Here is a 20058-nt window from a genome sequence, read left to right as displayed (position 1 = left end):
GTTTTGTGTACAATTCATCTGAAGTCCTCCTTGGCATGATGGTAGGTGTTGTTTGACACCCCTGCATCATACCAAGAGGGCTTTTTTTGATCAAGTCCCCGGAAAAGCTCCTAACGGGAATGCTCCTTTAAATTCTTTTAATATAATAATTCATTATGTTTATATTGTCAAAAAAATTTTGCATGATTCATAATTTCATGTTATAAAAAGAAACATTAAGAAAAATAATATTATTCGAATAAAAAACAAAAATACGTCTTTTCATCGTACAGAAAAAACCTTTTTCCGCTTTTCGTTGATCATTTGCCATCAAAGGCTGACGACCGCCTCATTGCCGCTTTTGCTCGCCCCGTAAGGCATTGGTACATGAATGGATGGTTCTTGGCAGCGGAAAAGATATCGTGCATTCCGCTTATTTCCGCTCCCGTACAAAATGTGTTATACTGATCATGAAACAGTTCACCAAATGAAAGGGGATGTGGGGAATGCTATACCCGTATAACGGAAAACGTCCGAATGTTCATGAAACCGCATTCATTGCCCCGGGAGCCTATTTGATCGGCGACGTCACTGTCGGTCCGGAATCGACGATTTGGTTCAACGCGGTCCTGCGTGGGGATGAAGGACCGATTACAATCGGCGCCCGAACGAGCATTCAAGACAATACGACCTGCCATTTGTACGAAGGGTCGCCGCTTGTCGTTGAAGATGAGGTGACGGTCGGGCATAATGTGATCCTTCACGGCTGCACGATCCGCCGGCGCTCGATCATCGGCATGGGGTCGACGATTTTGGATGGAGCCGAAATCGGCGAAGAGTGCATCGTCGGCGCCAACACGTTGATTCCGTCCGGCAAAAAGATTCCGCCCCGTTCGCTCGTTGTCGGTTCGCCTGGAAAAGTGGTGCGTGAACTGACGGACAAAGACCTTGCGCTCATCCAGCTGTCGATTGATACATACGTGCAAAAAGGAAAAGAGTATCGAAAACAGCTGGCCGATCATCGGGAGTGACACCAGCACCACCCCATCAACGAGATGGCTGCGCAAAAAACGATAGACGCAGCCGTCAGTTCGTACGGCTTATCAAAGCAAGAAAAAGAGCCAGCCGAAAAGGCATGGCTCTTTCTTTGCGCTTCCGATCATGTCGGATGCAACTAGAAACGCATCACTTTTTCCATCGCGTGCAACACGCGCGACGGCGTTGGCAAATAGTCGTCTTCATAGGCGAAAAACGGAACCGGAACGTCAAATCCCGTCACCCGTTCGACCGGTGCATGTTGATAGAAAAACGATGTGTCATTGATGACGGCAAGAATGTCATTGGCTAACCCGCCGGTCGCATGCGCTTCTTGGACAATGACGGCTCTTCCTGTCTTTTGCACCGACTCGGCAATCATATCTTTATCGAGCGGGTAAAGGGTGCGCAAGTCGATGACATCGGCATCAATCCCTTTTTTCGCCGCCTCTTCCGCAGCCTTCATGGCGACCGGCACCATAGCGCCCCAGGCGATGACGGTCACGTCGTCCCCTTCACGAAGTTTTTTCCCTTTGCCAATTTCAATCGCATATTTCCCTTCCGGAACATCTTCGCGGAACGCGCGGTAGCTTCGCATCGGCTCGAGGAACAAAACCGGGTCCGGATCTTCAATGGCGGCAATCAGCATCCCTTTGGCGTCGTACGGCGACGCGGGGCAGACGACTTTGATCCCCGGCATATGGGTAAACAGCGCTTCCGTGCTGTCCGAATGAATTTCCGGGGCCCGCACCCCTGCGCCATACGGCGCGCGAATGACCAACGGCACAGCAAAATGTCCTCTCGTCCGTGACCGCATGCGCGCCGCGTGGGTCATAATTTGTTCATACGCCGGGTAGATGAACCCTAAAAACTGAATTTCGACGACAGGCCGAAATCCGCCAAGCGCCATTCCGATTGCCGCTCCCGTAAATCCTGCTTCGCTTAACGGGGTGTCGATCACCCTCTGTTCGCCAAATTCCTCTAGCAATCCGTCTGTGGCGCGAAACACCCCACCGTTTTTCCCGACGTCTTCTCCGAGCACGATGACATCTTCACGCTCTTTCAGCATAATGCGAAGCGCATCATTGACCGCTTGCACAAGGGTAAGCGATTTCGTCCCCACCTCGGTGATCATGTTGCCATCCCCCGCTTCCACTGCAGATACGCTTCTTTTTGTTCGGCGATCGTCCATGTCGGCTGTGCGAACACAAAGTCAAACATATCCGTCGCATCCGCCTTTGGATAACGTTCCATTTCCGTCACTGCCTGCTCGATTTCCGCGTCCACTTCCGCTTGCACTTGCTTCGCCCATTCTTCATCCCACCATCCTTCCCGCTGCATCAAACGCTCGACCCGTTTGATCGGATCGGTCGTTTCACGCCGTTTCTTGCTCTCTTCCTGGTCGCGGTATCTGGACGGATCATCGGATGTCGTATGGGCGCCGTAACGCCATGTCACCGCTTCAATCAACGTCGGCCCCCCTCCGTTTCTCGCCCGTTCAAGCGCCTCAGCCGTGTGGAAATAGACGGCAAACACGTCATTCCCATCGATGCGGATGCCGGGAATGTCATACGCCAGCGCCTTTTGGGCAATCGTTTTCGTCTTCATCTGCCGGGTGATCGGAACGGAAATCGCATATTGATTGTTTTGGTTGAAAAAGACGACAGGTGCGTCAAAAACGCTCGCAAAGTTCAACCCTTCATGAAAATCTCCTTCCGATGTCGCGCCGTCGCCGAAGTACACAAGGACTGCGTTGTTCGTTCCCTTCCACTTTTCCGCACATGCCGCCCCCGCTGCTTGAGGAAGCTGGGTGGCAATCGGGACGCTTGGCGGCACAATCTTTTTCCCTTCAGGAGGAACGCATCCTTCCGTCCGCCCTTTCCAGTACAAAAGGGTTGTCGTCAACGGCCGGCCGAACGTCATCATCGCTCCATGGTCGCGGTAGGTCGGAAACATCCAATCCCCATCGTTGAGCGCGAGCGCACTTCCAACTTGACACGCCTCTTGCCCTTCGTACGGCACATACGTCCCGATGCGGCCTTGCCGTTGGAGACTGACACATTTTCGGTCAAACGTCCGCGTTCGAATAAGATGACGGTACATCGTCATCGTTAACGGTTTTGTGATTCGTTCACGATACTCAGGCTGCACGACCGTTCCGTCTTCATTCAATACTTGCACGATCGGGAAGTTGAGTTCCATACCATTCCCCCTCATCCTGACAATATCAACTCAATACCGCGCGGTCGCTTGCAAGCTGTTCCCCACGAATGCGCCGAAATTCCGCCAACAGCTTCTCCACCGTCAAGCGCTTCTTTTCCGCTTCATCCACTTCCAAAATAATCTGCCCTTTATCCATCATGATGAGGCGGTTTCCTAACTCGATGGCTTGCTGCATATTATGGGTGACCATCAAGGTCGTCAGGCGGTAACGCTCGACAATCTCTTTGGTTAAGTTGGTGATCAATTCCGCTCTCGCTGGGTCGAGCGCCGCTGTATGTTCATCGAGAAGCAAAATGGACGGTTCGGTGAAGGTCGCCATCAGCAACGACAACGCCTGCCGCTCCCCGCCCGAGAGCAAGCCGACTTTCGCCTGGAGGCGATCCTCCAACCCGAGATGAAGGGTCGCGAGCAGCTCACGAAACTCATCGCGCCGTTTTTTCGTCACCCCGCGGCGGAGCGTGCGCGTTTGATTGCGGGCGTACGCCATCGCCAAATTTTCCTCAATCGTCATGTTTGGCGCCGTTCCCGCCATTGGATCTTGAAACACTCTTCCGATATAGCGGGAGCGGACGTATTCCGGCATCATCGTGACATCTTGACCGTCGATCTGAATCGCTCCTTCATCAGGGAGCATTACTCCTGAAATCACATTCATCAACGTCGATTTGCCCGCGCCATTGCTGCCGATCACGGTGACAAAATCGCCTTTTTGCAGCGACAGATGCACGTTTTGGAGCGCGATCTTTTCGTCAGGCGTCCCCTCATGAAACACTTTATAAATCCCGTTTAATTGCAACATCCGCCCCACCCTTTCCAACAGCGGCCGCCGCTGCCGCCTCGGCTTGGATTCGTCTTTTTGCTTCTTTTCGTTTTTTCTCTTGCTGTTGGCGGACAAGCTGTGGAACCACAAGGGCCAAAACGACCATGCATGCTGTAATCAGCTTCACATCCCCTGTCTCAAGAAATTGGACGCGCAAGGCAAGACTCACGACAATGCGGTATAGAATCGCCCCGCCGATCACGGCGAGCGTGGTTCGCGCGATCGTTTTCGTTCCCAATACCGCTTCACCGATAATGACCGAAGCAAGGCCGATAATGATCATGCCGATTCCCATCCCGACATCGGCGAACGCCCCGTACTGGGCGACAAGCGCCCCTGAAAACGCGACCATGGCGTTGGACAGCCCGAGCCCCAACACAATGAGCGAACTCGTGTTGGCCGACAGGCTGCGAATCATGCGCGGATTATCGCCCGTCGCCCGAATCGCAAGCCCGATTTCCGTCTGCAAAAACCAGTCGGTGAACCATTTCAACAAAAGAGCAAGCAATGTCATCGACAGGAGAATTCCCCATGTTTTGGCTGCGGCTGCGTCAAGTCCGATGTTCGTCCCCCATTCTTGAATGATTGTAAACACCGTCTTCTCATTCAAAAGCGGCACGTTCGAACGTCCCATGATGCGAAGATTGATCGAATACAAGGCGATCATCATTAAAATGCCTGACAAAAGCGGGTTGATCTTCCCGGCTGTATGAAGAAGCCCGGTCATACACCCGGCGGCGAATCCAACGAAAAGCGCCAGACACGTCGCGGCAAACGGATTGACGCCATGGACGATCAACGTCGCCGCCACCGCGGCTCCGGTCACAAAGCTGCCGTCCACGGTTAAATCCGGGAAATCCAACACACGAAACGACAAATACACTCCCAGCGCCATAATGGCGTAAATCAGTCCCGATTCCACTGCTCCTGTGATGGATGTCAACAACAGCACTCATCCTTTCATTCCATGTATTCCGCCATTTGGTCCCACTCCGGCTTCAGTTTGATTCCTTGCTTTTCGGCCGCTTGTTTATTGATGACGAGCTTCAGCTTTTTCGGATATTCCGGTTTGATCTCAGACGGCTTGGCTTCCCCCTTTAAAATGGCGGCCGCCATTTGCCCTGCCTGGTAGCCGATGTCGTAGTAGTCAAACCCATACGCCGCAAAACAGCCTCGTTTTAACGAATCGAGCTCTCCCGTGAAAACAGGGATTTTTTTCTCGTTGGCAACGCTGACAACCGATTCAATGGCGGATACAACGGTGTTGTCGGTCACGATGTAAAACACATCCGCTTTGCCCACTAGCGATTCTGCTGCCTGCTTCACCTCTGCTGTTGTTGCCACTGACGCTTCTACAAATTTCAAATCCGTCTTCTTCGCCGCCTCCTTCACTTTTTGAATTTGCGCCACCGAGTTTTGTTCGCCAGCGTTATAAATAAGACCCACGGTTTTGGCATCTGTCTGCTCATCGATGAATTGAATCATCTTGCGAATGGCATCGGGATGGCTGTCCGTTGTCCCGGTGATGTTTTCGCCCGCCTTGTCCATCGACGGAACCAAACCAGCGCCGACCGGATCGGTGACGGATGTAAACACAATCGGAATGTCTTTCGTGGCGTTGAGCGCACTTTGCGCGCTTGGCGTTGAGTTGGCAAAAATGAGATCAACCCCATCTGACACAAAGTTGTTGGCGATCGTTTGGCTGTTGTTCATGTCCCCTTGGGCGTTTTGAACATTGTACCGAACGTTTTTCCCTTCCTGAAAACCCTCATCTTCAAGCGCCTTTTTAAACCCATTGAAGGCCGCATCGAGCGATGGATGTTGAATGATTTGCGTGACGCCGATCGTAACCGTTTTGTTCTCCGCCGCTTCTTCTTTTCCGCCATTGGTCGCCGTCTTTTCCCCTCCCCCGCAGCCAGAGAGCATGAGTGCTCCGAACAAGACGGGAATGGCCAATCGTGACACGATCTGGTTCATGATCCTTCTCCCCCCACGACTTCTTCCGCTTTTTATTTTGAAAGATAATGCGATTATTTATTTTCAGATAAATCGTTTCACATGAATGCACGTTAATGGCGAACATCCCACTTCGGCCGTTTTTGATGAGTGAAGAAATGGTTGCGGCGTTTGCGCTGCTCGAGCCGCTCTTCGCAAAATTGGTCAGCTGCCTCAACCGTCGTCATTCCTTCTGATTCAGCCCGTGCATAAATGGCGAGCAATGTATCGTAAATCGCTTTCGTTTTCGCCAACACCCGCTCTTTGTTCGCCCCGTACAGTTCATCGGCCACTTGAATGAGCCCGCCAGCGTTGACGATATAATCAGGGGCGTATACGATGCCTTTTTCCTTCAACATTCGGGCGTGGCGTTTGTCAGCCAGCTGATTGTTCGCCGAGCCGACGACCGCCCTCACCCGCAGGACGGCGATCGTGTCATCGTTGATGACGCCGCCGAATGCGCACGGGATGAACACATCGGCTTCCACCCGGTAAATGTCGGTTCCATCCACCGGTTTCACGGACGCTCCGATTCGTTTGCCGTACGCAACAACCTCTTCGACTGCCGATTCGTTTACATCGCACACGTACAGGTCCGCCCCTTCCTCAAGCAAGCGAAACGCCACTTTTTTTCCGACTTTTCCGAGCCCTTGGATGGCATACGTTTTGCCTTGCAAATGCCGGCTGCCAAACACCACCTGGTTTGTCGCTTGAATGCCGTACACGACGCCCTCCGCCGTCGGCACGGATGAGTCGCCGCTTCCGCCATACGCTTCCGGAACACCGACGATGCAATTCGTCTCTTTCATGGCGTGCACGAAATCATCCGGCGTCGTCCCCATATCGGTGCCTGTGTAAAACCGGCCGCCTAATGACTCGACAAACTGGCCAAACGCGCGAAACAGTTCCGGCGATTTGTCTTTGCGCGGGTCGCCAATGATCACCGCTTTGCCGCCGCCAAAATCGACATCTGCGGCCAAACATTTATACGTCATCCCTTTCGACAGCCGCAGCGCATCGGCAAGCGCCTCTTCCGTCGTGGCATACGGATGCATCCGGCAGCCGCCGAGCGCCGGCCCAAGCGCGGTGCTGTGAATGGCAATGATCGCCCTTAGGCCAGTCGCTTCATCGTGGCAAAACACAACCTGTTCGTGTTCGCGCATGTGGAAAAACAAATCGAAGTTTTGCGACATGTTTGGCGATAGCATGACCTTCATCGCGTCCCCTCTCCTTTGCTTTACTGCTTGAAAGCGTTTTCAAGTTAATATAACAAAAAATATTATTACGTTATAATAACGTTATACTATTTTTATAGTAACGATGTTGGTTACCCGTGTCAACCCTCTGCCAACCCATTTTTCATCGCCAAAAAAAGACGCCGTTTGACAGGCGTCTTTCGTACATCAGCGAAACAGTTCGGATAATGATTGCCACTGCGTTTTCGCTTCCGTCATCATTTGTTCAAACAGTTCAGCCACCGTTGGCACGTTATCGATGAGGCCGGCGATTTGCCCCGCATTGATAAATCCTTCATGGAAATCGCCAAGAAGGGCGCCGCGGCGATGACGATCCTCCGATGTATATTGTTGAAACTCGTCAAGCGGCATGCCTTGCTGTTCATACTCAAGCAGCTTCTCGGCATACGGCGTGCGCATGATGCGGCGGATGCGCCCGACCGAGCGGCCGACGATGACCGTTTCATTTTCTTTCGCCTCGACAAGCCGCCGTTTATACGCGTCATGAAACGGCGCTTCCTTCGTGGCCACCAGCCTTGTGCCAAGCTGCACCCCTTGGGCGCCGAGCGCGAAGGCGGCGAGCAGCCCGCGCCCATCGCCGATGCCGCCCGCGGCGACGACGGGGATGCGGACGGCGCTGGCGACTTGCGGAATGAGCGTCATCGTCGTCAACTCAAGCGGCGAGTTGATGCCTGCCGCCTCATACCCCTCGGCGACGACGACATCCGCCCCGGCCGCCTCCGCTTTTTGCGCTTGGTTGACCGAGGCGACGACGACAAGCACCTTGATGCCATGTTCCGCAAAACGCGGAATCCACGGCGCCGGATTGCCGGCGGAAAGCGAAACGACCGGCACTTGATGGCGGATGACGAGTTCGGCGATCTCCGCGGCGTGCGGCGTCACTTGAAGCGGAATGTTCACCGCAAACGGGCGATTCGTGCGCCGCTTCGTTTCAACGATCAGCGCCTCCACCTCATCAGGCGGCATCGTCCCCGCGCCGATCGTTCCGAGCCCCCCTGCTTCCGACACGGCGCTCGCCAGCTCGGCGTTGCTGATGTTGCCCATCCCCCCTTGAATGATCGGATAACGAAGATTGAGCAAACGGCAAATATCATTCATGATCTGTTCACACCTTTTAGAAATAGTAAGTCCATGTTTTTAAAATCGGGAAAGCATACGATCCATTAATTCAACTTCCAAACACTCCTATAGTTAATTTTGCATTGCTGCTCGAATAAAATCATATACCGGTTTAATCATTTTCGGCCCCCCATTGTAAGTAGTACTATTGATGCTAAAGCTCCCTCTATGAACAGCAACGATTTCGTTTGATGAGTTTAGTAAAGAAGAACCGGATTGCCCATTATAAGTATCAATTTGATAAAATGCAAGTTCATTGGTTTCTTTGGAAACAGAGCCAGTCATTCCCCATTGAGATATTTCTTTGATACTGTTCGATTTTATCCCCTGGATATCCATAAATCTTTACTGACGTACCTTGAATATTAGATACTTGTCTTAACGGAAGGTACCCGACTACATCACCAATATTTTTCCCTAAATATGTGCTAAGCTTAAGCACCGCAAAGTCTTGGGTTGGGTCTCCTGTTTGAACATAGTTGCTCGTAATATAATAATCTACTATTTGATATACACCGTATGAATATATATTATTATTCATGGCGGGATATACATAACCATTTATCGCGCCGGACTGATTCATAACATCCATCACACAATGTGCATTTGTAAGAACTTTATCTTTCCCAATAATAGTTCCAGTGCAAGCATACCAACCATCTCTAAATTCCAATTCAATGTACGCAATTTGTCTGTAAGGGGGAACTGAAGTATTGGAGACCTTTGTACGACCATCAGCACCAATCACAACCTGAGGAAAATATTCATTCGGAGATTTATCACCGATATATGTTGTTTCAGGGTTTAAATTATATTTGTAAGGCTTGCTTTTTTTGAAATCTATATTGATCTCTGCCTTTGGAAGAACTTCACCGGTGCCTTCCGATCCCTCTGTGACGAAAACTCTTGAATTCTTTAACTTTTTCATGTAATCTTCATACTTAATGATTTCGCCTTTTGAATTGATCATGTCATAAGCATTATGACTGTTTTTTTGAGCAAGAACGGTTGCCCGGGTATTCATTATAGACGACATGATAACCACAATCATGACAAAAATGATAAGCACAATTTTTTTCATAAAGCCCCCCCCTTTTTATTTCAATTATTATTTAATAGACTCAATTTTCGTAACTTTAATTTTGCTAGGATACGATTCTAGAATCTCTGAATACCACACTCTGACCTTTTGCCCGTTTTTTATTCCTCCCAAAGCACCAGCTCCCGTAATCCATAACTTACTCATATGGTATTTTCTTCTTAATTCCTGTATGGATAATTTATTGGCGTCGTCTTGAATAAAATCTTGATCTTCAACTAAATAGACTTCCCCTTCTTTCATAATAATAAAACCTTCCGAAACAGTTGCTTGATTAGGAGAGCGATTCGCGCTATATTCACTAAAGAAGAATAATAATGCTATGGAACACAAAATAATACTCACCAAGATATATCTCCTCATACCATCCCCCCCAGCAATTTCGTTTCCCGGTCCATCGTTATGAACAAATTTCCCTTTCAGGACAGAATAACACACTAATGAACATTGATGATCCCAAGTGCATTCACGCCTTTGATACCGAACTAGCCAGCTCGGCGTTGCTGATGTTGCCCATCCCCCCTTGGATGATTGGATAACGAAGATTGAGCAAACGGCAAATATCATTCATTACATTCACACGCCGTAAAAAATACGTTATATATAAACGATACCATATTTTTTCGAAGATGAGAATGGCTGATTTCTATAACGTAGAAAAAAACGAACACCAATTCAACCGTATGAATTCCCTTTGAAGCCTGTTTTTCGTCAGTGAGGCTGCCCCAGTCCCCCACAGTGGTGAACACTCAACAATGATGAGGAGGCACCCACACCAATGATGATCATTTGGACGGCAACATACTTCTTCCACGACGCCGCACCAAACGTTCCATAAACGGCAACCGGGATGCCCAGCTGCTGTTGCGCCGTGCATCCCGGTTCATTCCACGGAGGTCTCTTCCTCTTCTTTTTTGTCAAGCTCTACCCCTTCTTGAAACACCGCTTCAAAGAAACGGCTGGCCGGCGCGGCGAGCTGTTGGTAATAGTCGTTGAACAAGGCGGCGGCATGGCTTCCCATCCACTCGTTCGGCAGCAGCTCTTCTGGCAAGCCGGGGTCGATGAACAAAAACTTCCGGTACTCATGGACGAGCTTCGTTCGCTCGACAAAACAGTCCGCATCCGACATTTCGCCGCGCTCGATTTTATGTTTGTCAATGACATATTTTTGGCTGTAGACGGCAATAAACTGCTCGTATTTTTGGTTGATCTCATCCAAGTTCCAGCACTTTTCCACAAGCTGCTTGTTCGTATGCGGACCGTCGTATTCGGCCAAAAAGAAGTCGACATACGGGCGGATGTCGTACTTGTCGATCAAGTCGTACACTTGCTGCTCCAAATTGTTCGGGGACATCCAGCAGCTGTTGGACATCGTGCCAAACCCGCTCCAAACAAGCTCTTTTCGCAGTTCGTCGCGCAAATGCCGCTTCTCCTCAGGAATCGTATAAATCAGGATCCGCCATTTCCCGTCCCAATGCTCGGGACGCGTTTTGTAAATGCGCCGCGCCGCCTCTTCCATCCGCTTGACGCCGCGCGCCGTAAGGGAATAGTAGCTTTTATTGCCGCGTTTTTCTGCCTGAATCCATCCTTGCTTGCTCATGCGCGACACCGCCGCCCGCACCGCTTGGTCGTTATGGCCGAATTCGCGAAGGAGGCGGATGAGGCTCCCGATCCAAATTTCACCGCCGTAGCGGCGGATGTAGTCGCCGTAAATGGTAAAAATGAGTGAGCGCGTATTCATCCAATGAAACTCCCTTTATCTTGTTTTCGAACTATAATCGTAACAAACTTTTCTCACGCTGGCAAGACGGACGAAAAACAAACGGAATAAAAAAGAGCCGCACCGCTAAAAAGCAGGCGGCTCTCGGCGGCGCGCCAACGGGCGGCCGCAGCCCGATCCGGCGTCATTTCGCCAAGCCGCCGCGACAAGGCCAACCTGGCGAAATGCTCTCACCGTTCGTCTGCGTTTTTCACAATGGTGGCGATTCCTTGGCCGACGCCGATGCACATCGTCGCCAAGCCATAGGCGACGCCGCGTTTTCGCATTTCGTAAATCAATGTCGTCAAAATGCGGGCGCCGCTCGCCCCAAGCGGATGGCCGAGGGCGATCGCTCCCCCGTTGACGTTTACTTTCGACCGGTCGAGCTCTAGCTGGCGAATGCACTCTAGCGCCTGTGAGGCGAACGCTTCGTTCAGCTCGACAAGCCCAATGTCGTCAAGCGACAGCCCGGCGCGGCGCAACGCTTTGCGCGTCGCAAAAACCGGGCCGATTCCCATGACGGCCGGTTCGACGCCGGCGACGGCGGAGGTGACATACGAAGCCAGCGGCTTGAGGCCGAGTTCCTTCGCCTTCTCCACGCTCATGACGAGCAGCGCCGCTGCCCCGTCATTGACGCCGGACGAGTTGCCGGCTGTGACCGTGCCGTTTTCAAACAACGGCGGCAGCTTCGCCAGCTTCTCCAACGTCGTATCCGGACGAGGATGCTCGTCTTTGTCGACAACGACGCGGTTGCCTTTTCGATCGTGGTACACAACCGGCACGAGTTCATCCGCAAACCGATTCGTTTCGATCGCTTGTTTCGCTTTCATTTGGCTTTCGTAGGCAAACTCATCTTGCGCCTCGCGCGTTACGCCGAACCGTTTCGCTACGTTTTCCGCCGTCTGCGGCATGCTGTCGGTGCCGTACATTTCGTGCATTTTCGGATTGATAAAGCGCCAACCGATCGTTGTGTCATACATCTCGATGTTGCCGCGCGGGAAATCGCTTGACGGTTTCGGCATGACAAACGGGGCGCGCGTCATGCTTTCCACGCCGCCCGCAATCATGATGTCCGCTTCACCAGCCAAAATCGCCCGCGCCGCATAATTGACCGCATCAAGCCCTGAACCGCACAGCCGATTGACCGTCACCCCTGCAACTTCAATCGGCAGCCCGGCCAACAACGCCGCCATGCGGGCAACGTTGCGGTTGTCCTCGCCGGCTTGGTTGGCGTTGCCAAAAACGACATCATCAATTTGTTCGACCGGCAAACCCGGATTTCGCTCGATGAGCGCCCGAATGACAACAGCCGCCAAATCATCCGGTCTGACGTCTTTCAATGCTCCCTTGTAGCGGCCAATCGGCGTGCGCACCGCATCGACAATCACAACTTCTCTGTTCATGTTCTCCCCCATCCTTTTCGGCAGATCAGCCGTTTTCCCGATTCGTATAGTCATAGACGCCGCGGCCTGTTTTGCGGCCGAGCCGCCCCGCTTTGACGTATTGCTCCAACAGCGGCGCCGGGCGGTATTTTTCTCCGAGTTTTTCGTGCAAATATTTTAAGTTGTTCAATCTCGTATCGAGCCCGACTAAATCCGCGAGCTCAAACGGACCCATCGGGAAATTGAGGCCGAGCTTGATCGCTTTGTCGATCTCTTCCGGCGTCCCCACGCCTTCTTGCAGCATATAAAACGCTTCATTGCCGACAAGAGCGCTGATCCGGCTCGTGACGAATCCCGGAAATTCATTGACGATAACGGTTTCTTTCCCCATCCGCGCGGCGACTTCCTTCGCCACTTGCGCCGTTTCGTCGCTCGTCTCAAGGCCACGAATGATTTCCACAAGCTTCATTTTATGGACCGGATTGAAAAAGTGCATGGCGATCACCCGCTCTGGCCGTTTGGTGAACGAACCGATTTCGGTCGGGCTCATCGTGGACGTGTTCGTGGCGAAATAGCACGACGCTGGCGCATGGGCGTCAATTGTCTCGAACACTTGCTTTTTCCATTCAAGTTTTTCCGGCACGGCCTCGATCACCAAATCGGCATCGCGCACAGCGGCTGCCAAATCAAGCGAATACGACAGACGCGCCTCAGCTTCTTGCCGCTCGCCCGTTGTCAATTTCCCCCGAACGACCGCTTGTTCAAAAATCGAAGCAATCTCCTTCTGGGCGCTCTCCAATTGTTCTTGCTTAATGTCCACTAAGGTCGTCTGAAACCCGCCGACAGCGCCGACATACGCGATGCCTCTCCCCATCACGCCGCTGCCGACGACAACAAGACGTTCGATCATCGTCTTCCCCCCCTCGTGTTTTCGCATATGACGGCTGATGCATCAAGCCGGCGTGCCTTTCGCCAAGCGGCGGACGCCGTCAAATGAATGGGCACCCCATCACGCGCGACGGGGTGCTTGGCAAACGAGCGGGCGCGTCTCTTCACGCTTGCCCGAATTCGCTCTTGCCTTCAAGGGCGGCAACTTGAACGTTGCGTCCAAGGACGCGATCCGCTCTCGTATGTTGGCAAACGCCAAACGGCAAAAGCCCTTAGACGCCAAACGGATTAAGCGGACGCGGCCCGTAATACGACAGCACGCTTTTCGTTTCTGTGTACAAATCGAGCGCCTCGACAGACAACTCGCGTCCAAATCCCGACTGTTTGTAGCCGCCAAACGGCGTGCCCGGGAAAGCGGAGAATGGGCTGTTGACCATGACAATGCCGGAGCGCAGCTGCTTCGCTACGCGAACGGCGCGGCCATGATCTTTCGTCCAAATCGCGGCGGCCAGTCCATAGTCGCTGTCGTTCGCCAATTCAATGGCTTCGGCTTCATCGCGGAATTTCATCACAACGACAACCGGTCCGAAGATTTCTTCACGAACCGCTTTCATTTGATGGTTCACGTTCGTCAAAATCGTCGGCTCATACCAGTAACCGTTTTCAAACCCAGCGACAACCGCCTCTTTCCCTCCAGCGGCGATCGTCGCTCCATCCGCGACAGCCGATTGCACATATTCGTCAATCACTTCCAGCTGCCCGCGGCTGATGATCGCCCCGACATGCGTGCCGGCATCGAACGGATCGCCGAGTTTCAGCTGCTTCGTTTTGGCCACGAACGCTTCCATAAACGCGTCATAGATGCTTTCATGCACATACAAGCGGGAGCGCGCCTCGCACGATTGGCCGCTGTTGTAGAAAATGCCGAACAATGAGCCGGCGACAGCCGCTTCTAAATCGGCGTCCGCAAACACAAGGCTTGGCGATTTGCCGCCTAACTCGAGCGTCACCCGTTTTAATGTTTTCGACGCTTTCTCCATAATTTCCTTCCCGACCGGCGTCGATCCGGTAAACGCGACTTTGTCGACGAGCGGATGCTCCACCAAATAGTCCCCGACTTCCGACCCAGCTCCGGTCACCACATTGACGACCCCTTCCGGCACCCCGGCCTCGTGGCAAATTTCCGCCAGCACCAGGCAGGTGAGCGGCGTCAGCGACGCCGGTTTGACGACAACCGAGCATCCCGCGGCAATGGCGGGCGCGATTTTCCAAGCCGCCATCATGAGCGGGTAGTTCCACGGAATGATTTGGGCGCACACACCGACCGGCTCTTTTTCCGTATAGTTGTGAAACGCCCCCGGCATCGGGTTGACCGCCCCGCGGTGCCCAATGATCGCCCCAGCGAAAAACTCAAAGTCTTCAATCGCCTGCATCACTTGTCCTTGGGCAGCTGACAGCGCTTTGCCGGTATTCAAAATTTCCAATTCCACCAATTCATTGAAACGTTCGCGCATGATGGATGCAATTTGATACAAGATGCGCGCCCGCTTTTGCACCGGAAAATGACGCCATTTCCCACGGTCAAACGCTTGCCTTGCCGCCTGCACCGCCCGTTCAGCGTCCTCGCGCGTCCCTTTGGCGACGCGGGCGACCGGTTCGCCAGTGGCCGGATTGGTGACCACAAACGTTTCGCCCGAGGCGCTTTCCACCCGCTCCCCGTTCACAATCAAATGATAGAAATCGCGTTTGGTCGGCATCGGTTCCATTTTCTTTTGTTTCACAGTCGCCATCGTTTCATCCCCCTTGCTTAGTTTCCTTGGAATAATGGTTTTCGTTTTTCAAAGAACGCCTTGACGCCTTCGCGGTGATCTGCCGTCATGCCAGCAATGCGTTGGCATTCCGCTTCCCGTTCCAAGTAGCGGTCAAACGTTGTTTCCTCGCCTTCGCGAAGCAGCCGTTTGATGAGTCCAATCGCCTTCGTCGGCATGGCAGCGAGCCGCTCGGCAAACTGCTTGACTCCCTCCTCCCAATCAGAGAGAGGAATCACCTTTGTCGCCAGCCCGAGCGAGGCGGCCTGTTCAGCGGAGATTTTGTCCCCGAGCACCGCCAGCTCAAGCGCCTTCGCCCGCCCGACAAGACGCGGCAAATAGTACAGATGGCCCGCATCCGGCACAAGACCGACGTGAATAAACGCGGGAGCGAAACTCGCTTTTTCCGAAAGGAGCCGGAAATCACACGCCAGCGCCAAGCTCATGCCCGCGCCGGCCGCCGCCCCGTTCACCGCCGCGACAACCGGTTTTTCAAGAAGATGAAGCGTTTTCATCATCGGCGCGTATCGAGAGCGCAGCACGTCGCCATGGTCCATTTCTTCCGTCACGCCGCTCAAATCTTCCCCGGCGCAAAACGCCCGCCCCGCGCCTGTGATCACCATGCAGCGGACGTTTGGATCCGCCCCTGCTTGTTTGAACGCTTTGGTCACTTCCGCATTCATTTGTTCCGTAAACGCATTGAGCTGATCCGGACGGTTGAGCGTCAGCCAGGCCACTTGCCCCTTTACTTCATACCGGATCGTTTCGTACATAAAGCGCCCCCCTTATTTTCCTTGGAAGCGCGGCTTTCGTTTTTCGAGGAAGGCCGCCATTCCTTCTTTTTGGTCTTCCGAGGCGAACAACAGATAAAAGTTTTTCCGCTCAAATTGCATGCCTTCATAAAGCGGATAGTCGACCGCTTTTTGCACCGCTTCTTTGATCAGCCGGAGAGCCAACGGCGGCTGTTGGGCGAGGCGCTGCGCCAGCCGCATCGTTTCTTCCATTAGCAGTTCCGGGCTGACGACGCGCGTAACGATGCCCAGTTTGTGGGCCTCCTTCGCCGACAAGCGCTCTCCAGTCCATAGCCACTCAAGCGCCCGCTTCGGTCCAATGAGTTTCGTTAATCTCTGCGTGCCTCCCGCACCTGGCATGACGCCAAGGTTCACTTCCGGAAAGCCGAATTCGGCCGTGGCGGACGCGACAATCAAGTCGCACGAAAGCGCCAGCTCAAAACCTCCGCCGAGCGCCAATCCGTTCACCGCGGCGATCATCGGCGTTTTCACGATGGACAGGCGATCCCAATCGGCAAACTGGTTCAGCCACTCAAGGCGAATCGGGTCATCATCCGCCATCTCTTGAATATCCGCCCCTGCCGCAAACGCCCGCCCACGCCCAGTGAGCACAATGACACGCACCGTTTCATCCCGGTCAAACGCTTCCACCGCCGCCACGATTTCCGCCACCATTTGACGGCTCAACGCGTTCAACACATGCGGACGGGCGAGTTCGATGATCCCGACCGCTCCTTCTTGCCGCACCGCAATGGAATTCCATTCACTCATGCTCTACTTCCTCACCAACCATAAAGGTGACGAGATCGCCGGCAAACGACATGACATCTTTGGCCGACGCTTTGGCTTCTTTCGTTTTCATCGCTTCTTGAAACGCCTCTTGGCTGTCGTAATACATTTCACACAACAAATAATACTCGCTTTCCGTCCCCATCGGTGTGCCTGTAATTTTCGTCACTGTGATTTTGCGCAGGCCCGGAATTTTTTCCGTCAGCGGCACATGCGTTCCGTAGTAATGGGCGTCAAACTGTTCCTTATCTTTCGGCTGTTTGTACAAAGCGATCATTTTAAACATAGCGAACATCTCCTCTCCCTTTTCTTATCGTGAAACCAATACAGGCTTCATCGCTTCAAACGGATTTTTGCATTGTTGGCAATAGAAAATGCTGCGGCAGGCGGTCGGGCCAAACAAATTTTCCATAACGGTCCGCTCCGCCCCGCAATATGGACACGCCACTTGCCATGCCCCTGACGGCATTTGCCGCGGCGGCGGGGCGATGCCAAACTGCTTCAGCCGCTCCCGCCCGGCTTCGCTGATCCGATCGGACGTCCACGGCGGATGGCGGAGAAACTCCACCGTCACCGCCGAAGCCCCTGCCTGCTTCACCGCTTCCTCCACCCTGGCGCGGATGATGTCAAGCGCCGGACACCCGAGAAACGTCGGCAGCAAAGAGACCGAGACCGCTCCATCCCGAACGTCAATCTGTTCCACCATCCCAAGATCGACAATGCTAATCGAATGAATTTCTGGGTCTTTCACCGTTTCTAACGCTTTCCAAACCTCTTCGTTTGTCATCGTGATCCCTCTCATTTTCCCGCTTTGGCCGTCGGGCGGCGCCGCTTTGCCTCTCGAACAAGCGCTTTGCCGCCATCTGCCCAACACCGCCCTTTGATGGACGGAATCATGGACATTACCATATCGCATGCGGGACGGCGCGGTATACTTCTGACAACGTCGCCAGCGCTTCGTCCAAATCCGGCGTATGTTCGCCGTTGCGGCCGTTGCCATGTTTCATGCCAAACGGCATCGGCCAATCAAGCCCCACTTCGGCAAACGCCGGCGCCAGCGCGGCGATCGTCCGTTCTGTCAGCACCTTTTCGTCGTCAATCAATCCCCATCGCACCATGTCCGCTCCCTTCGCCCCAAGCGTCAACACGCCGGCAAAATCGGCCGCTACGTCTTGGATGGCTTTCGTCATTCGCGTCCGCGCTTCCAAATGGGCATTCGTCAGCTGGACAAACCACGTATGCCAATGAAGCAAATGATAATGCAGCTCCACTTGAATTTTCGCCGCCACTTCCGCGAGCGGGGCATAGCTGCTTTTGGTCAGCGACTCGAGACGAACGCGCTTCGCCTGCGTATAAAAATAGTGGCGAACAACAGTGAACGCCCAATCATAGCGAGGCTCACGCAAATAATGCCCCGGGCCGTTTACCCGTTCGAGCAAAACCGCATTGCGCCGCGCCGAAGCTGGGCGGGCGTGCGCCAGTTCGTCGGCTGATCCACAGCCAAGATCTTCAAGCAGCTGATAATACATGGCCGCATGCCCCATCGTATCTTGGCTGATGGAAGAAAACGCAATATCCTCCTCGATATGCGGCGCCAACCCAAGCCATTCCGAGCCGCGGTAGGCAAGCAAAAAATCATCATCCGCGAGCTGAAACAATAGCTCGACAAGCGCCTCTTGACCGTCTGGATGGAAGTGAATCGGTTTTTCGCTCATCGCCGAATCTCGCCTTTCCATGACAAAATTTCCTTCTCATCAAGCACGTTTTGCTCATATTTGCGCCATCGTTTCTTTAAATCCCCATATCCTCGCGTCAACCGGTAATCTTTGTTGTCAAGCCGCTTGAGCGCTGCTTTTTCCTCCTCACTCATTCGCCGGATATAGTCCCGCTTCACAACCCAAAGATCCGCGACCGGCTCGCGGCGCATAAAGTTCTCCTGCGCCATCACGAGCGCAATCTCCTCATTGGGGGCAAGCAGGCTGAATTGATGCTGCATCGGCGCATCGGGCGCTTTGCGGCTGAACACTTCAAACACTTGATAAAATCCTTGTTCTTTCCCCGCCATGGCCATCCCTCCTCATCCGGCCGTCCGTACGGCGCTAAGCGCCGCGCGCACCCACGCGTTCTGCTTGTATGCCGTCCGCCGAAGCTCAAGCCGCTCCTGCGACTTCGGCCCGTTGTTGCGGATGATTTCTTTAAACCGCTCCCAATCCGGCTGCCGGTAAATCCATTGGCCCTTCTCTTTGTCAAAATGCATGGTCTCATCAGGAATCTCCAGTCCGAGCGCCCAAATGCGCGGCACATATTTCGTAAAGAAGTCTTGGCGCAGCTGCTCGTTCGTTTTCGTGCGGATGCGGTATTTGATCGTGATGTCTTGCTTCGAAGTTCCCGTCGTATCGGCCGTCGGAGGGCCAAAAAACATGAGCAACGCCTCCCACCAACGGTTGAGCGCCTCTTGCAGCATCTCTTTCTGCTCCTTCGTCCCTTCGGCGAGCGCCAAAATGATCGACTCGCCGTGCTGGGCGTGAAACACTTCCTCGGCGCAAATGCGCTTCAGCGCCCGGGCGTACGGTCCGTATGAGGCATCCAGCATGTTCGTCTGCGTCATAATCGCCGCTCCGTCGACGAGCCAGCCGATCAACCCGGCGTCCGCCCACGTCGGCGCTGGCATATGAAACACGTTATGAAACTTCAACCGTTCGTTCAATAAATCTTCGATAATATCTTCCCGCGTTTTGCCAAGCGGCGCCATCAAATCTTCCGCCACCCGAAGCAGCAGCTGGCCGTGCCCCATTTCATCCTGCACTTTCGCCATGATGCCAAGCTTCCGGCGCAGCGACGGCGCTTTCGGCACCCATTCTTTTTCCGGAAGCGCTCCCATAATTTCACTCACCGCATGCATCGCAATGAGCTTGATCAGCGTCACCCGATACTCATCCGGCATCCAGTCATCGGCTTCGATCTTTTCCCCCGCCTCGATGCGCTGCATAAACCGTTCGTATTTCTCCTCATCTGACAGGCGGGTGAACGTCATCATAGCGGCCATCCCCCATACACCTCTCGATTAAAATATATAACGTTTGTTTAACGTTATTATATTTAAATGTTATATATT

Annotated in this window: 21 protein-coding genes and 1 pseudogene; 1 reads left to right on the top strand and 21 read right to left on the bottom strand. The window is 53.2% G+C overall.

Annotated elements, in window-relative coordinates; genetic code table 11:
• Positions 1–485 precede the first annotated feature (485 nt).
• Positions 486–1010, top strand: a complete 525-nt coding sequence (locus B9L19_RS08815) for a gamma carbonic anhydrase family protein (protein ID WP_047752966.1) — start codon at positions 486–488, stop codon at positions 1008–1010.
• 143 nt (positions 1011–1153) lie between these two features.
• Here B9L19_RS08815 and B9L19_RS08810 read toward each other — a convergent pair whose 3' ends face one another.
• The 21 genes and pseudogenes from B9L19_RS08810 to paaA all read right to left on the bottom strand — a co-directional run bounded on the left by B9L19_RS08810 (position 1154) and on the right by paaA (position 19989).
• Complete coding sequence (locus B9L19_RS08810; protein WP_047752965.1) at positions 1154–2149, bottom strand: alpha-ketoacid dehydrogenase subunit beta; 996 nt, start codon at positions 2147–2149, stop codon at positions 1154–1156.
• Positions 2146–3216, bottom strand: a complete 1071-nt coding sequence (pdhA, locus tag B9L19_RS08805; RefSeq protein ID WP_025950486.1) for a pyruvate dehydrogenase (acetyl-transferring) E1 component subunit alpha — start codon at positions 3214–3216, stop codon at positions 2146–2148. The genes B9L19_RS08810 and pdhA overlap by 4 nt, the downstream gene beginning before the upstream one ends.
• A gap of 25 nt (positions 3217–3241) precedes the next feature.
• On the bottom strand, positions 3242–4036 hold the full coding sequence (locus tag B9L19_RS08800; protein ID WP_047752985.1) for an ABC transporter ATP-binding protein: 795 nt from the start codon (positions 4034–4036) through the stop codon (positions 3242–3244).
• A complete protein-coding gene (locus tag B9L19_RS08795; RefSeq protein ID WP_025950488.1) occupies positions 4011–5003 on the bottom strand; it encodes an ABC transporter permease in 993 nt (330 codons plus the stop codon). Before B9L19_RS08795 ends, B9L19_RS08800 begins: the two co-directional genes overlap by 26 nt.
• A gap of 14 nt (positions 5004–5017) precedes the next feature.
• Positions 5018–6034: an ABC transporter substrate-binding protein gene (locus B9L19_RS08790; RefSeq protein WP_025950489.1), complete on the bottom strand. Its 1017-nt coding sequence runs from the start codon at positions 6032–6034 to the stop codon at positions 5018–5020.
• A gap of 92 nt (positions 6035–6126) precedes the next feature.
• Positions 6127–7269, bottom strand: a complete 1143-nt coding sequence (locus tag B9L19_RS08785; RefSeq protein WP_089113901.1) for a Glu/Leu/Phe/Val dehydrogenase dimerization domain-containing protein — start codon at positions 7267–7269, stop codon at positions 6127–6129.
• A gap of 186 nt (positions 7270–7455) precedes the next feature.
• Positions 7456–8406 carry an NAD(P)H-dependent flavin oxidoreductase gene (locus B9L19_RS08780; protein ID WP_025950491.1) on the bottom strand — a complete coding sequence of 317 codons (951 nt, stop codon included), beginning with the start codon at positions 8404–8406 and terminating at the stop codon, positions 7456–7458.
• Between the two features lie 274 nt (positions 8407–8680).
• Entirely contained in the window at positions 8681–9508 is an 828-nt protein-coding gene (locus B9L19_RS08775; protein WP_053004390.1) for a trypsin-like serine peptidase, read from the bottom strand.
• A gap of 27 nt (positions 9509–9535) precedes the next feature.
• The gene (locus tag B9L19_RS08770) at positions 9536–9889 is read right to left on the bottom strand and encodes a DUF3221 domain-containing protein (RefSeq protein WP_025950492.1); all 354 of its coding nucleotides are present in this window, start codon (positions 9887–9889) and stop codon (positions 9536–9538) included.
• A gap of 106 nt (positions 9890–9995) precedes the next feature.
• Positions 9996–10097: pseudogene (locus B9L19_RS19345) on the bottom strand (NAD(P)H-dependent flavin oxidoreductase); the annotation flags it as partial.
• A gap of 312 nt (positions 10098–10409) precedes the next feature.
• Positions 10410–11267 (bottom strand): phenylacetic acid degradation operon negative regulatory protein PaaX, encoded by an 858-nt coding sequence (gene paaX / locus B9L19_RS08760; RefSeq protein ID WP_025950493.1) that lies wholly within the window; start codon positions 11265–11267, stop codon positions 10410–10412.
• Positions 11268–11476: 209 nt separating this feature from the next.
• Positions 11477–12688: a thiolase family protein gene (locus tag B9L19_RS08755; RefSeq protein WP_025950494.1), complete on the bottom strand. Its 1212-nt coding sequence runs from the start codon at positions 12686–12688 to the stop codon at positions 11477–11479.
• A 25-nt stretch (positions 12689–12713) separates the two neighbouring features.
• Positions 12714–13577, bottom strand: a complete 864-nt coding sequence (locus tag B9L19_RS08750) for a 3-hydroxyacyl-CoA dehydrogenase (protein ID WP_047752964.1) — start codon at positions 13575–13577, stop codon at positions 12714–12716.
• A 250-nt stretch (positions 13578–13827) separates the two neighbouring features.
• On the bottom strand, positions 13828–15345 hold the full coding sequence (locus B9L19_RS08745) for an aldehyde dehydrogenase family protein (protein WP_025950496.1): 1518 nt from the start codon (positions 15343–15345) through the stop codon (positions 13828–13830).
• A gap of 17 nt (positions 15346–15362) precedes the next feature.
• Positions 15363–16136, bottom strand: coding sequence for an enoyl-CoA hydratase-related protein (locus B9L19_RS08740; protein ID WP_025950497.1), 774 nt, complete (start codon positions 16134–16136; stop codon positions 15363–15365).
• A 12-nt stretch (positions 16137–16148) separates the two neighbouring features.
• Complete coding sequence (locus B9L19_RS08735; RefSeq protein WP_025950498.1) at positions 16149–16925, bottom strand: enoyl-CoA hydratase/isomerase family protein; 777 nt, start codon at positions 16923–16925, stop codon at positions 16149–16151.
• A complete protein-coding gene (locus B9L19_RS08730) occupies positions 16918–17229 on the bottom strand; it encodes an EthD family reductase (protein ID WP_025950499.1) in 312 nt (103 codons plus the stop codon). The genes B9L19_RS08735 and B9L19_RS08730 overlap by 8 nt, the downstream gene beginning before the upstream one ends.
• Positions 17230–17253: 24 nt before the next feature.
• On the bottom strand, positions 17254–17730 hold the full coding sequence (paaD, locus tag B9L19_RS08725; RefSeq protein WP_025950500.1) for a 1,2-phenylacetyl-CoA epoxidase subunit PaaD: 477 nt from the start codon (positions 17728–17730) through the stop codon (positions 17254–17256).
• 115 nt (positions 17731–17845) lie between these two features.
• On the bottom strand, positions 17846–18679 hold the full coding sequence (gene paaC, locus B9L19_RS08720) for a 1,2-phenylacetyl-CoA epoxidase subunit PaaC (RefSeq protein ID WP_047752961.1): 834 nt from the start codon (positions 18677–18679) through the stop codon (positions 17846–17848).
• Positions 18655–19008 carry a 1,2-phenylacetyl-CoA epoxidase subunit PaaB gene (gene paaB, locus B9L19_RS08715; protein ID WP_011231529.1) on the bottom strand — a complete coding sequence of 118 codons (354 nt, stop codon included), beginning with the start codon at positions 19006–19008 and terminating at the stop codon, positions 18655–18657. Before paaB ends, paaC begins: the two co-directional genes overlap by 25 nt.
• Positions 19009–19020: 12 nt before the next feature.
• On the bottom strand, positions 19021–19989 hold the full coding sequence (gene paaA / locus B9L19_RS08710) for a 1,2-phenylacetyl-CoA epoxidase subunit PaaA (RefSeq protein WP_047752960.1): 969 nt from the start codon (positions 19987–19989) through the stop codon (positions 19021–19023).
• Positions 19990–20058: the final 69 nt, after the last annotated feature.

This window comes from Geobacillus thermocatenulatus, from assembly GCF_002217655.1.
Classification (GTDB): Bacteria; Bacillota; Bacilli; order Bacillales; family Anoxybacillaceae; genus Geobacillus; species Geobacillus thermocatenulatus.
The sequence above is the reverse complement of the archived record's forward strand: the minus strand, read 5'-3'. Positions and strand labels throughout refer to the sequence as shown.